This window comes from Bradyrhizobium sp. 142, assembly GCF_023074015.1.
Lineage (GTDB): Bacteria > Pseudomonadota > Alphaproteobacteria > Rhizobiales > Xanthobacteraceae > Bradyrhizobium.
In genome coordinates, this window is the sequence record NZ_JADPKQ010000036.1 from 22,563 (window position 1) to 35,160 (window position 12,598).

The 12,598-nt window shown below is 62.9% G+C and carries 12 protein-coding genes; 4 read left to right on the forward strand and 8 right to left on the reverse strand.

All coding sequences use genetic code 11. From position 1 onward, the window contains the following. Nucleotides 1-33: 33 nt before the first annotated feature. A complete protein-coding gene (locus tag IVA82_RS03490) occupies nucleotides 34-1,005 on the reverse strand; it encodes a TRAP transporter substrate-binding protein (protein ID WP_247384682.1) in 972 nt (323 codons plus the stop codon). Nucleotides 1,006-1,700: 695 nt separating this feature from the next. Between IVA82_RS03490 and IVA82_RS03495 the strand changes: the two genes are divergently transcribed. Beyond that, a complete protein-coding gene (locus tag IVA82_RS03495) occupies nucleotides 1,701-2,477 on the forward strand; it encodes a cyclase family protein (RefSeq protein ID WP_247384684.1) in 777 nt (258 codons plus the stop codon). A gap of 10 nt (nucleotides 2,478-2,487) precedes the next feature. Here IVA82_RS03495 and IVA82_RS03500 read toward each other — a convergent pair whose 3' ends face one another. Together IVA82_RS03500 and IVA82_RS03505 are read right to left on the reverse strand one after the other, a co-directional pair. Beyond that, the gene (locus IVA82_RS03500; RefSeq protein WP_247384686.1) at nucleotides 2,488-3,216 is read right to left on the reverse strand and encodes a Crp/Fnr family transcriptional regulator; all 729 of its coding nucleotides are present in this window, start codon (nucleotides 3,214-3,216) and stop codon (nucleotides 2,488-2,490) included. A 481-nt stretch (nucleotides 3,217-3,697) separates the two neighbouring features. Beyond that, nucleotides 3,698-4,411 (reverse strand): helix-turn-helix domain-containing protein, encoded by a 714-nt coding sequence (locus tag IVA82_RS03505; RefSeq protein WP_247384688.1) that lies wholly within the window; start codon nucleotides 4,409-4,411, stop codon nucleotides 3,698-3,700. Nucleotides 4,412-4,570: 159 nt separating this feature from the next. Here IVA82_RS03505 and IVA82_RS03510 point away from each other — a divergent pair, with 159 nt between their 5' ends. Next, nucleotides 4,571-4,888, forward strand: a complete 318-nt coding sequence (locus IVA82_RS03510) for a c-type cytochrome (RefSeq protein ID WP_247384689.1) — start codon at nucleotides 4,571-4,573, stop codon at nucleotides 4,886-4,888. Nucleotides 4,889-4,894: 6 nt separating this feature from the next. Here the strand turns inward: IVA82_RS03510 and IVA82_RS03515 are convergent, their stop codons facing one another. Genes IVA82_RS03515 through IVA82_RS03525 form a run of 3 tightly spaced genes read right to left on the reverse strand, consistent with a single transcriptional unit; the run spans nucleotide 4,895 to nucleotide 7,920 of the window. Beyond that, a complete protein-coding gene (locus IVA82_RS03515; protein ID WP_247384691.1) occupies nucleotides 4,895-5,998 on the reverse strand; it encodes an MlaD family protein in 1,104 nt (367 codons plus the stop codon). Nucleotides 5,999-6,001: 3 nt separating this feature from the next. Then, nucleotides 6,002-6,781 (reverse strand): ABC transporter ATP-binding protein, encoded by a 780-nt coding sequence (locus IVA82_RS03520; protein WP_247384693.1) that lies wholly within the window; start codon nucleotides 6,779-6,781, stop codon nucleotides 6,002-6,004. Nucleotides 6,782-6,783: 2 nt separating this feature from the next. Next, nucleotides 6,784-7,920, reverse strand: a complete 1,137-nt coding sequence (locus IVA82_RS03525) for an MlaE family lipid ABC transporter permease subunit (protein ID WP_247384695.1) — start codon at nucleotides 7,918-7,920, stop codon at nucleotides 6,784-6,786. Between the two features lie 163 nt (nucleotides 7,921-8,083). On the opposite strand from IVA82_RS03525, the gene IVA82_RS03530 reads away from it, so the two are divergent. Both IVA82_RS03530 and IVA82_RS03535 read left to right on the forward strand, forming a co-directional pair. Continuing rightward, nucleotides 8,084-8,359 (forward strand): hypothetical protein, encoded by a 276-nt coding sequence (locus IVA82_RS03530; protein WP_247384697.1) that lies wholly within the window; start codon nucleotides 8,084-8,086, stop codon nucleotides 8,357-8,359. Next, a complete protein-coding gene (locus tag IVA82_RS03535; RefSeq protein ID WP_247384698.1) occupies nucleotides 8,360-8,848 on the forward strand; it encodes a phage holin family protein in 489 nt (162 codons plus the stop codon). A 10-nt stretch (nucleotides 8,849-8,858) separates the two neighbouring features. Here the strand turns inward: IVA82_RS03535 and IVA82_RS03540 are convergent, their stop codons facing one another. Together IVA82_RS03540 and IVA82_RS03545 are read right to left on the reverse strand one after the other, a co-directional pair. Then, the gene (locus IVA82_RS03540) at nucleotides 8,859-11,552 is read right to left on the reverse strand and encodes a bifunctional acetate--CoA ligase family protein/GNAT family N-acetyltransferase (protein WP_247384699.1); all 2,694 of its coding nucleotides are present in this window, start codon (nucleotides 11,550-11,552) and stop codon (nucleotides 8,859-8,861) included. Nucleotides 11,553-11,622: 70 nt separating this feature from the next. Then, nucleotides 11,623-12,462: a universal stress protein gene (locus IVA82_RS03545; RefSeq protein ID WP_247384700.1), complete on the reverse strand. Its 840-nt coding sequence runs from the start codon at nucleotides 12,460-12,462 to the stop codon at nucleotides 11,623-11,625. Nucleotides 12,463-12,598: the final 136 nt, after the last annotated feature.

Genomic DNA, 12,598 nt, shown 5'->3' on the forward strand with positions numbered 1-12,598 from the left:
CACGGCGACACCGGACCCGACGCTGCTATGGTCTTACTTCGTGTCCTGGATACGCTTGACGAGGCCCTTCAGCTTCTCGTCGCCGGCGAACTTGTCATAGACCGGCTTCATCGCGTCGACGAATTCCGCCTTGTTGGCGATCGTAACGACCTGAACGCCGGCCGCCTCGACGGTCTTGCGGGACGCCTGCTCACGGTCGTCCCAAAGCTTGCGCATGACGGGCACCGATTCCTTGGCCGCCTTGCGGATCATCGCCTGATCCTCCTTGCTCAGCGTGTCCCAAACCTTCTTGGACATCACGAGAACTTCCGGAGCCAGGGAGTGCTCGGTAATGTTGTAGAACTTGGCTGCCTCGAAGTGGCGCGACGACTCGTAGGAGGGCCAGTTGTTCTCGGCCGCGTCCACGAGACCGGTCTTGAGAGCGGTATAGACCTCTCCGTACGGCATCGGCGTCGGGTTTGCCCCGAGGCTGTGGATCATGCCGACCCACAGGTCGGATTGCTGGACGCGAATCTTCAACCCCTTGACGTCCGCGAGCGACTTGATTGGTGCCTTGACGGTGTAGATGGACCGGGCGCCACTGTCGTAATAGGCAAGGCCGACCAATCCTGCGGGTTCCATCGCCGCGAGGATTTCATCGCCGATCGGCCCGTCCAGCACGTTGCGCATATGCTGTGTGTCCCGGAAGATGAAGGGCAGGCACAATGCCACGGTTTCCGGCACGAAGTTGTTTAACGGCGATGCGTTGATCCGCATCATATCGAGCGCGCCGATCTTGAGTTGCTCGATGGTGTCCTTCTCGGAGCCCAGAGCCCCGTTGGGAAACACCTTCACGCCGAGCTTGCCGCCGCTCGCGGTCGCGAGCTGCTTGCCCATGAACTTGACGGCCTCGACTGTCGGATAATCGGCGGGGTGGACGTCGGCGGAGCGGAAATCGCGTGCGGTCGCCAAGGGCGCTGAGACCGCCAGCACGGCGGCTGCGATGATACCGGTTATTGTCTTCATCTCGACGTTCCTCCTGGGTTGATTATGTCGTCGTTGGGCAGATGCTGCGGGCCGCCTTGGGTCGCTCCTCTTCACGTGTGAAGTCAAGCGTCACAAACGCACCACCTTGGTAGGATTGCACGGCCAAGTCGAGCGGATTCGGCTGCTTCATGATTCCCACGCGCTGCGGCGCGATCGAAGGCTTCCGGCCGGAGGAATGCAGGTCGATGCCGTGCCTCCGCGGCTGATTGCGCAGCAGGTTGCCAGTATTCTGCTTGCCGGGGAAAGTGCGACCTTCGTCGCGCCCTCGCCGGCCGGGATCTGCGCGGCAAGTGCCGCCCCCGCAATCGCCCCCACGTCGTCGGCCAATGCCGGATACGAGGTAACGATGCTCGTTGCATCCATGGACGTTCCTCTCGTTTATGCTCGACCGCCATTGGTTGCGGCTTGGAGGTTCGGGCGAGACGGTCGCCCCATCCCTGTGCGAACGCGCTGCATCAGCGCGGAGTCGCCAATGTCGTCCCTAGGGCGGGCGGCATTCCGAGTCCAACCCAATTCCGGTATCGATCAATGCAAGAGTTGTATCGATGGATGGCCCAGTGCGCCGGGGAGACACGCTAGACGTCAGCGGGACATCGCCGGCGCGTCACTTGACGCTGCCTGCGCCGGCCCCTCAAGATGCTGCAAAACATGGGAATATGTCGAGGGAAACGCCGATGCCGCGAAAGCTGATCGATATTTCGGTGCCGCTTCAGAACGACGTGCCGGCCGATCCGCCGGGCAATCATCCGACGATCCAGTATATCGACCATCAGCAGGGGCTGCCGCGCATGCTGCAGTTCTTCGACGGCCTCAAGGTGCAGGATCTGCCGGATGGCCAGGGCTGGGCCGTCGAGCAGGTCTCGCTCTCCACGCATAACGGCACGCACCTCGACGCGCCCTGGCACTTTCATCCGACCATGAACCGCGGCGAGCGGTCATGGACCATCGACGAGGTGCCGCTCGAGTGGTGCTTTCAGCCCGGCATCAAGCTCGACTTCCGGCATCTGCCAGATGGACACGTCGCCACCGCCGAGGACGTCGAGAGGGAGCTCAAACGCATCGGACACACGCTCTCTCCGCTGGAGATCGTTGTCGTCAACACCAGCGCCGGCGCGAAGTTTGGGCAAGCCGATTATGTCAATTCCGGCTGCGGCATGGGCTATGAAGCCACCATGTACCTGCTCGAACGCGGGGTGCGGCTGACCGGCACCGATGGCTGGAGCTGGGACGCGCCGTTCGTCTTCACCGCAAAGAAATATGCCGACACAAATGACGCTAGCCTGATCTGGGAAGGCCACAAGGCGGGACGGCACATCGGCTATTGCCATCTCGAAAAGCTGCACAATCTCGACAAGCTGCCCTCGACCGGATTCACGGTCTCATGCTTTCCGGTGAAGATCGAACGCGCCTCCGCGGGCTGGACCCGCGCCGTTGCGATCATCGACAGCTAGGCACGCACCGTCAGCTGCCGCCGAGGCCGCTTTCGGCAAGTTCGCGCAGCGCCTCGGTATCGAGAACGACGATGGCGCCATGCTCGAGACGAACCCAGTTGCGTGCGGACCAGGCGCGCAATTGCTTGTTGATGCTCTCGCGCGTCATCCCCACCATCTCGCTGATCTCCTGTTGCGTGATGGCGAGAGTGCCGCTGCCGGAGTCGAACTTGCGCTCTTCGGTAAGACCGAGCAGCGCGCTTGCAAGCCGGCCCGGAAGATTCTGCAGGATGACCTGCTCGACCTGCTGGCTGGTCCAGCGCAGCCGTGCACAGAGCAGCTCGATGAATTTCATCGCCAGCGCCGGCTGGCTCTTCACGAACGGCAGGAAGTCGCGGCGGTCGATGATGTAGAGCTCGCAATTGGTGTTGGCGGTCGCATCGGCCGACCGCGGCGCACCGTCGAGAACCGCGATCTCGCCAAATATTTCTCCAGGACCGATGAGATTGAGAATGGCATTGCGGCCATCGGGCGACGAAGAGGATATCTTCACCGTCCCCGAGATCACCGCGAACAGGTTGTTGCCGGGATCGCCTTTTGCGGCGATGGTCGCACCGCGCTTCACCGTGGAGTGCTTGGCGTAGCGGCAAAGCTGATCGAGCGCATCCGGCTCCAGATCCGCGAAGATCGGGTGCTTGCGCAGGACCGATAGCTTGTTGCCCGCTGATTGTCGGGGATCGCCGGTCTTGTCCTGAGGCACGCCGGGGCTCCTAAGACTGCGAGGCACTGGAGTTCCTGCGTAGTCAACGTTGCTCGGCTTTTCAACCGTAAAGCATGCACGCGGTTTTAGTCGAATGCCGCAAAAATGCCACGGTCAAGCCCGGATCTGCACGTGAAGGATGCGCCGATGCATTCCGCTCGATGCAGAGTTGCGGGCACCGCGGTCGCGATTGCGTTAAGGCGCTGCCGCCCAGCCGATAGGGCCGAGCAAACACCCCGCGGTCCTGTGATCTCAAAGACTTCGGCGCTTGGACTCCGGATCGAGCCGGACAGCGCTGGTTTGTCGGTCTGCCCAGTCCAAAGCCGCGGCGAATGTGACAAAGACGGCTACGACGGCAATTGTCATCAGCAATGCGTCAATCGGCATCATGACCTCCCGGATTATGTGACGCATTATCTGCGGCCCACGGCCGGCAGCATTGATCGGGATCAAAGATGGAGAGCCTTGCGCGACTGGGTCTTTAGGCTGCAGCCAAGGCCTCGACCTGTGCGGGGTCGAGCAGGCTGATGCCGCCATGGATGATCTCGATTACGCCGCGGCGCTCCAGCTTGGTGAAGGTCCGGCTGACGGTTTCGATGGTCAGGCCGAGATAGTCGGCGATGTCTTGGCGGCTCATCGGGAGTGAGATCGTTTCCGACGATCCCTCGAGCGAAGACAGCCGCTCGCGCCAGCCGAGCAGAAAGGCCGCGACCTTCTCGTCCGCCGAACGGCGGCCGAGCAGGACCATGTGGTCCCGTGCATGGCTCAACTCCCGAATCGCCAGTTCATTGATCCGCCGCAACAGATGTGGTCGGGTCTCGATGAAGCGCCCGAAAGCGGCTTTTGCGAACTGGCACATGGTCACCGCGACGATCGCATCTGCCGAAAAATTGTGGCGGCCGGAGATATTCATCCCCAGGAAATCGCCGGGCAAGGCAAAACCTACGATCTGCCGGCGACCGTCAGGTAACAGCTTGTACAGCCGCATCACGCCCTCAAGGACATTGTAGAACGATGTCGTGATGTCCTCCTCGGAGAACGCGGTCCCGCTCGCGGCAAAATGGACGCGGCGTCCCAGGCGTTCGAACTCCCTGAGCTCGGCTGGGTCTAGCGACGAACAGACCGCGAAGTCGCGGACCGCACAGTCGCTACAGAAATGCCCGTTCGGCTCGATCGTCACTACGGAAGGTTTCATCCATGCCCCAAGCGCCAGCTGCCCACGCATCAGGTCGAGTGCACCGCGCGAGCTGCATTTTACTGCACTGAGCCAAAGGCAGTTGACGCAGATCAATTTTGACCAACATCACCGCTCTATTCTGCATTCAGCTTCCAGAGTTCGACGGGATCACCTTCCATGCTGCAAAGCACGCTGCGTCACGGCCTGATCGGACTGCTGCTGATCACTCCTGCGTTCGCCGCCCCGACCGCCGAACAGCGCGGCAAGGCCTTCGCGCGGGCCAATTGCGCGCGCTGCCATGCGGCCGATCGTGTCTCCGAGAGCCCGCTCAAGATCGCGCCGCCGCTGCGGGCCCTGCACCAGCGTTATCCAATCGAGACCCTCGGAGAAGCGCTGGCCGAAGGCATCTATACAGGCCACGCCGACATGCCCGCCTTTGAGCTCAGTCCTGACCAGATCCACGACCTCCTGTCCTACCTGAAGACACTGGAATAGCCCGCGTCACACCGCCTGCACGGTCCAGCCAATCAAATCCTTCGCGATGTGAGCAAAGGCCGCGTCGAACGCCGCGACTGCCGCGGCTGGCTCGACCTTGTCGAGCTTCTCACTGGTCTCGATCAGGCGTGATGCGACCACCTTGCCATTCCTGTCGACGAGGCGCGCTGACAACCCGATCTCCACCCGTGTCTCACCTTCTGTTGTGATCCGAAAACGTCTGATATCGATCAGGAGCTGATAATCGACCTGTCCGAGATCGGTCGTTCGCAATGGCGCGTGGGCGATATCGTAGTTCTCGAAACTGTCGATCAGCCGCGCCTGCACCAGCTTTGGAATGCTATCGGCCCAGAGAAAATCGGCAAAGCCCGGCTTCTCCCCCACCGGCGAAAACAGCATGCGTTGGGTCTGAAGCATCGCGACCGCGGTCGGCTCGGGAATGGCCAGGGACGCCGGCAGCGTTTTGCCGGCCGGCCCGAGATTCTGCGGCGTGCGCAGGTCATAGGTGCGCTTTTGAGCGGGCGTGCCACCGCCGGTCATCTTTTCGAGGCCCGCCAGGATGCCGTCGAGCTTGCCGGTATTGCGCGCAAGGCCGTCGGAGAACGTCTTGAGATTGGCGATGGTATCTTTAAGCGGACCGGAATTATCCTCCAGCACGGAATCGACCCGCCGCAGCGCCTCGCGCGCCGCCTGCGTCATACTCTGGCCAGCGCCGGCTTCGGCGATCAAGGTCAAGGGCTCGCCGGATTTGACGACGATCACGCCGCCCTCCAGCGTCACCACCGGCACGCCGGTCAACCCTTGGAAATCGAGCCCGACCTTGGTATCGGCACGCACCGGCGTCTTCGATGCAACCGAGATTGTCGCATTGACCAAGCGCGGATTATCTGGCGCGAGCCCGAGCTCTGTCACCTCACCTACGCGGATGCCGTTGAACAGCACACCAGCGCCGACCAGAAGGCCGGGCACCGGTCCCTGGAATTCCACATGGTAGGTCGTGCGCGGCCCTATGCCAGCGGTGTTGTTCAGCCAATAAACAAAGCCGAACACCGCAAGAATGGCGGCCAGCACGAAGGTGCCGATCAGCACGTAGGGAGCCCGGGTTTCCATGTCTCATCTCATCTGGGGTTGCAGCATCTGCGAGCGCTTGCCGTGGAAATAGGCGCGCACCCAGGGATGCTCGGATTGTAGCAGTTCGCGCATCGGACCGATCACCACGATCTTGCCGTCGGCAAGCGCCGCGACGCGGTCGCAAACCGTCGTGAGGCTGGCAACGTCATGGGTCACCATGAACACGGTCAGCCCAAGGGTCTTCTGTAAGGTCTTGATCAGCGCGTCGAAATCGCCGGCTGCGATCGGATCGAGCCCTGAAGTCGGCTCGTCCAGGAACAGGATCGGCGGATCGAGCGCCAGCGCGCGCGCCAGCGCCACGCGCTTGGTCATGCCGCCGGACAATTCCGCTGGATATTTGTCGCCGTCCTGCGCCCGCAGCCCGACCATCTCGAGCTTGGCGATCGCGACCTCGTCCATCAGCTCCTGCGACAGTACGAGGTTCTCGCGCAACGGAAACTGAACGTTCTGCCGGACCGTGAGCGAAGAGAACAACGCGCCCTGTTGGAACAGGATGCCCCATTTCGCGGCTGCGCCTTGCGTGGTGCGGTCGTGCGTGCCGCCGATCGGCTGTCCCATGACTTCGATGGTCCCGCTTTGGCGCGGAATGAGGCCGATGATCGTGCGCATCAACACCGACTTGCCGCCGCCGGAGGCACCGACGAGACCGAGGATTTCGCCTCGGCGGACGTCAAGCGACAGATGATCGAGCACGGTCTGGCGGCCGAAGCCGACCATGAGGTCGCGAACGCGGATCGCGAACTCCTGCTGCGCTTCGGGCATCATCACATTCCGATCGAGGCAAAGAAGATCGCGAACAGGCCGTCGAGCACGATCACCAGGAAGATCGACTTCACCACCGAGGTCGTGGTCTGCCTGCCGAGCGACTCGGCGCTGCCTTTCACGCGCAATCCCTCGCTGCATGCGACGATCCCGATCACCAGCGCCATGAACGGCGCCTTCAGGATGCCGACCTCGAAATGGGTGACGGAAATGGCCTCACGTAGCCGCGCGATGTAGATCGCCGGCCCCATATCGCCGTAGAACTGCGCAACCAGGCCGCCGCCGTAGAGCGCGGCAATCGATCCGATAAAAGCAAGAATGGGCAGCGCTATGACCAGGGCTGCCACGCGCGGCAGGATCAGCACGTCGATCGGGTCGAGACCCATGGTCGAGAGCGCATCGATCTCCTCGCGCATCTTCATCGAGCCGAGCTCGGCCGTGTAGGCACTTCCCGAACGGCCGGCGACCATGATGGCGACAATCAGCACGCCCAGCTCGCGCAGCACGAGGATGCCGACCATGTCGACAGTGTAGGATTCCGCCCCGAACCGGCGGAAATGGAAGAATCCCTGCTGGGCGATGATGGCGCCGATCAGGAACGTGATCAGAACGACGATGGGAATCGCCTGCCATCCGATCCGGTAAAGCTGATAGACGAGCGATGTCAGCCGCAGCGAGCGCGGCTTGCGCAGCACGCCGACCACGGCCATAAACAATGCGCCGAGCATCTGAAGAAAGATCGTGATGTCTTCGCGAGCGCCGATCGTTGCCTTGCCGAGATCGCTCAGCCTCAGCAGAACAGGGTTGGGCGCGGTGGCCGGCGCCGGCACGTGGCGGTTGACCTGACGCACCTCGTCCATCAAGCCGCTGAAATTATCGGCGACTCCGACGAATTCGGCCGATCTGCCGGATGAGGTTGCCCCGCGCAACAATTTCTCCAGGAGCCAGGCGCCGAGCGTATCGAGCTCGCTGACACCCGTCATATCGAGCGTCACGGCTTTCGATCGGGCCACATCCTTGCCGACCGATTGCGAAAGCGCTTCGAGCTTCGACACGTTGGCGGAAGTCCACGGCCCCTCGGGGCGCAGTTCGATGCCCTCGCCGGACGGCGTTGCCAGCAACAGAGGTTCCGAGTTCACGTTCATATCCTTAAGGGGCGATGGGTCCCCGATAGATGGTGTTCTAGGCCGGCATAAGTCCGCTCGATTGACCTGCCTCAAACACGCCGGATCCGTCCCTTGACGCAAATCAATGGCTGGCGGGCTCGCTCGCATAGGCTTTCGCCATTCAATGGAGACCGCAATGTTCGACACCGGCAGAATGAGCGATGAACTGAAGACGCTGAAGGTCGACGTCACACGTCTGCTGAGCACGGCCGGCGAGGAGATGCTCGATGGATCGAAGGACCGCGCCGAGGCGCTTGCCCAGCAGATCAAGACCGCACTTGCCGAGCTCGGCGAGGCTGTCGGCGAGGAGCAGGAGCTGCTCCATGACCTCGTCACCGGGCGCCCGATCGCCTCGCTTGCCTCCGCCTTCGCGCTCGGTGTGGTCGTCGGCTTCATGCTGAGGAGGCACTAAGTGAACACGGAGAATGTCGTCAGGCATCTGCGCGTGCTGTGGCGCACGGACAAGATCATCGCGGACATCAGGCTGCGCCACCTCCTGGTCGGGCTGGGCCTGCGCGCTTTCGCGGCGCTGATCGCCGCATTCGGGCTTCTGATGCTGGAGCTATCGGCCTATTTCGTGCTGGTCCAGATCTGGAGTGCGATCGCGGCGGCCGCCGTTCTCGGCGCGATCAATTTCGCCATTGCGGCGATCCTGTTCTTTGTCGCCGGGCGTCCCCCGTCGGGCCGTGACATCGAACTCGCCGATGAAATTCACGGCGCCTCCGTCGAAGCCCTGCAACTTGAGGCCCGTGCGCTCCAGGCCCAGATGACCGGCGCGATTCATCATCCGCTCAGCACGATCCTGCCAGTGCTGGTGCCGCTGATCGCGATCATCGTCAAGAGCCAGGGGAAGTCGGCCAAGAAGGCCGACGCGGCAACGACGGCTGAAGCGCGCTCGTAGCCGGCGGCACTCAGAGCTTCAGCCTAACGTCACAAATATCGGGTTCGGTCGGATCCGGCTTCACCTCGAAGCCGAGTTGCCGGCACATGGCGAGCATCACGATATTTTCCTTGAGCACGTCGCCCGATATGGTCTTCAGGCCTTCCGACCTCGCATAGTCGATGATCAACTGCATCAGCGCCCATCCGAGTCCCCTGCCCTTGAGGTCGGAGCGCAGCAGAATTGCGTATTCGCCGGTCTCGTAGATCGAGTCCGAATGGAGCCGGACCACGCCCACCATCTCGTTGACTGCTTCGTCGAACGCGATGAAGGCCATCGCGCGTGCATAGTCGAGCTGGGTCAGGCGCGCGATAAATTCGTGCGTGAACTCCTTCATCGGCGCGAAGAAGCGCAGGCGGAGGTCGTGGGCCGTCACGTGACGCAGGAATTCGTGGATGATCGGCTCATCCTCCGGGCGCAGGGGCCGCGCGAAAATGCGCCGGCCGTCCTTGAGTGCGAGGTGACGTTCCCACTGCGACGGATAAGCACGAACGGCGAAATTGGCGGGGCCCGAGCCCGCGAATTTCCGCAGCGGGGGCCCCACCGCGACCCGTGCGTCGACCGCCGTCACGCCGGCTTCGTCCGCGAGCAGCGGGTTGATGTCGAGCTCGTGGATTTCCGGAATGTCAGCCGCCATCTGCGCCAGCTTGACCAGCACCAAGGCGACGGCGTCCTGCTTGACCGCGGGCACGTCCCGATAGGCTTGGAGCAGACGAGAGACACGCGTGCGGTCGATCAGGTCACGGGCCAGTTGCAGGTCGAGGGGCGGCAGCGCAAGCGCCTTGTCGTTGATGATTTCCACCGCCGTCCCGCCCCGGCCGAATACGACCACGGTGCCGAAGGTCGGATCATCGGCGAGACCGAGGATCAACTCGCGTGCTTTCGCCTTGACGACCATCGCCTGCACGATGATGCCGCCAATGCGGGCCTCGGGACGCAGCTTCTTCGCCCGGGCGAGAATATCCGACGCAGCGGCGCGCACGGCCTCCGGCGTGGTCAGATTGAGGACGACGCCGCCGACATCCGACTTGTGGACGATGTCGCGCGACATGATCTTCAGCACGACGGTTGCGCCTTGCGCAAACATTTCGTTCGCACGGACTACCGCCTGCTCGACATCTGCCGCCGCATGGGTCGGCACCATCGCGATGTCATAGGCTTCCAGCAGGCTCTTGGTCTCCAGAGGTTCGAGCCATTTGCGGCCGTCGGCGATCGCTGTCGCGACGATTTGCCTTGCAGCTGCGACATCAGGCCCGAATGTATCGGGCATAGCCGGTGGAACCTGGGTGAGCTCCTCGACGACTTCCCGGTGCCGGACCAGATGCATGAAGCCGCGCACCGCGTCGTCCTCGGTCGGATAATTCGGAATGCCGGCGCCGGACAGCGTTTCGATGATGTCCTGGTCGGCTCCGATACAGGAGGCGAGCACGGGCTTCATCCATCGGCGCTGCTGCTCGCGATATTTGCCGACGAGCTCCGTCACCGTGGTCGCGATATCGGCGGCCGAGGCGACCGCAGTCTGCACGTTGAGGACAAGGACGGCGTCATTGCCAGGATCGGCAAGCAGCACCTCCAGCGCCGCCGCATAGCGCGACGCATCGGCGTCGCCGACGATGTCGACAGGATTTGCGCCGGACCAGGTCGGCGGCAATACCGCATCGAGATTTTGACGCACGTCCGCAGTAATGGATGCCGGAATGCCGCCAAGCTCGACCAATCGATCGATAGCCAGGACGCCGATGCCACCGCCATTGGTCAGGATGGCGAGACGCTTCCCCGCCGGCGGTTCGACGCGGCCGAGTGTTTCAGCGCAGTCGAACAGCTCGCGAAGATCGGACACCCGCAGGACACCGGCGCGGCGGAATGCCGCGTCATAGACGGCGTCCGCACCCGCGAGCGCGCCCGTATGCGTGGCGGCCGCCTTCGCGCCCTGCGCCATGCGGCCGGACTTCACGACGACGACGGGTTTTACGCGCGCGGCCGCGCGCGCCGCCGACATGAACTTCCGCGCGTCCTTGATGGCCTCGATGTAGAGCAGGATCGCACGGGTCTTGTGATCCATTGCGAAATAGTCCAGCAGGTCGGCAATGTCGACGTCGATCTGATCGCCAATCGACATGATGCCGGAAAAGCCGACGCCGCGCTGCGCAGCCCAATCCACCATGCCGGCGGCAATCGCACCCGATTGCGAGATCAGCGCAAGGTTTCCCGCCCCCGGCATGTGCGCGGCGAAGCTGGCGTTGAGGCTCACGCCGGGCATCATGATGCCGAGGCAGTTCGGGCCGATTAGCCGCATGCCATATTTCCGCGCGGCAATGATTGCGGCGTCCTGCAGAGATCCCGCTCCGTGACCAAGCCCAGCGGAGATGATCAGAGCGCCCGCCGAGCCGCGACGCCCGGCTTGATCGATGATGCCGGGAACCGCGGCCGCCGGCGCGCTAATGACGACGAGCTCGGGCACGAATGGCAGCTCGTCCAGGTTGCTGACCGCTGCCACACCGCCGATCTCGGAATGGCGTGCATTCACCAGGCCGAATGCTCCCTTGAATTCGGCGTTTCGAATGTTCTCCAGAACGGCGCGCCCTACTGACCCCTGACGAGGGCTCGCACCGACGAGCGCGACCGACCTAGGCGACAGCAGGTTTTTCAGGCGATAGGTCGACATGATTGCAATCGTCCGACCGGGCGGCGGGTCCTATAGTCGCGAAGCTGGCCCGGATATCGAGCTAACATGGTTAGTGCGACATCATAACCCAACACGGTGGCTGGCCGATGACGGTCTTGGTCACGCCGCCCCAGACGGTCTCGTTCAGGCGCGAATGGTGGTAGGCTCCCATGATGATAGCGTCGATCGCGTGCGAATGCGCCCAGCTCCCGAGCACCTTGCCGGTCGAGCTGCCGCTGCCCTTCACCGTTTCGAAGGACCCGTGGACGCCATGTTCCCTTAGATGGTCGACGAGGTTCGTCCCGGATTGCATGATCGCGTCGGTCTTGTCGTCCGCCACCGTGATCACGCGCACCGAGGCGGCAGCCTGGAGGATCGGCAACGCGTCGCCGACCGCGCGTGCGGCACGTGCGGAGTGATCCCAGGCGATCACGACGTTCTCAAATTCCGCCCGCAGATTGTCCACCTGCTGCTCCGGACAGAGCAGCAGCGGCCGGCCGGATTCGAACAGGAACGTTTCGATGATATTCTCAGTTTGGCTATCGTGCGGCCTCACGGGGATAAGGATGAGATCGCTGAAGCGCGCATACTCGGCCAAGGTCGATGCGATCTGGTCCGCCGGAACCTTGCCCGATCGGCTTTGGGCGCGAATGCCCGTGCGGGAGGCGGCATTGGTGAACGCATTCAGGAGCTGCTGCATATCGCTCAGCTCGCGTACGCCTTTCGGCTCGGCAGAATCGCGATCGTCTGGAACCACCACTTTCGGCCGCACGAAAACATCTTCCTCCAGCGCCAGCGCGGTGATCCTGGCACCGAGATCGGCGGCGACGGCCACGCATCTCTCGATCGCGGCAAGCGCCGGTCCGCGAGGCTGGCCGACAAGTGGCAGAAAGACGTCCTTGATGGGCATCGGGATTCTCCTTGGCGGCCAAGATAGGCCGTCTTTCGCCGGAACGCTTGATCCTTCTCAAACCGGGGGGAGGACCTTCCAGCCGGACACAGGCTGGCATTGATGAAAGTCAAGGAGTGGCCGCACTGTGCCATTC

Coding starts and splice junctions, on each gene's coding strand:
- IVA82_RS03490 (WP_247384682.1), bottom strand. CDS start 1,005: ATGAAGACAATAACCGGTATCATCGCAGCCGCCGTGCTGGCGGTCTCA.
- IVA82_RS03495 (WP_247384684.1), top strand. CDS start 1,701: ATGCCGCGAAAGCTGATCGATATTTCGGTGCCGCTTCAGAACGACGTG.
- IVA82_RS03505 (WP_247384688.1), bottom strand. CDS start 4,411: ATGAAACCTTCCGTAGTGACGATCGAGCCGAACGGGCATTTCTGTAGC.
- IVA82_RS03510 (WP_247384689.1), top strand. CDS start 4,571: ATGCTGCAAAGCACGCTGCGTCACGGCCTGATCGGACTGCTGCTGATC.
- IVA82_RS03515 (WP_247384691.1), bottom strand. CDS start 5,998: ATGGAAACCCGGGCTCCCTACGTGCTGATCGGCACCTTCGTGCTGGCC.
- IVA82_RS03520 (WP_247384693.1), bottom strand. CDS start 6,781: ATGCCCGAAGCGCAGCAGGAGTTCGCGATCCGCGTTCGCGACCTCATG.
- IVA82_RS03530 (WP_247384697.1), top strand. CDS start 8,084: ATGTTCGACACCGGCAGAATGAGCGATGAACTGAAGACGCTGAAGGTC.
- IVA82_RS03540 (WP_247384699.1), bottom strand. CDS start 11,552: ATGTCGACCTATCGCCTGAAAAACCTGCTGTCGCCTAGGTCGGTCGCG.
- IVA82_RS03545 (WP_247384700.1), bottom strand. CDS start 12,462: ATGCCCATCAAGGACGTCTTTCTGCCACTTGTCGGCCAGCCTCGCGGA.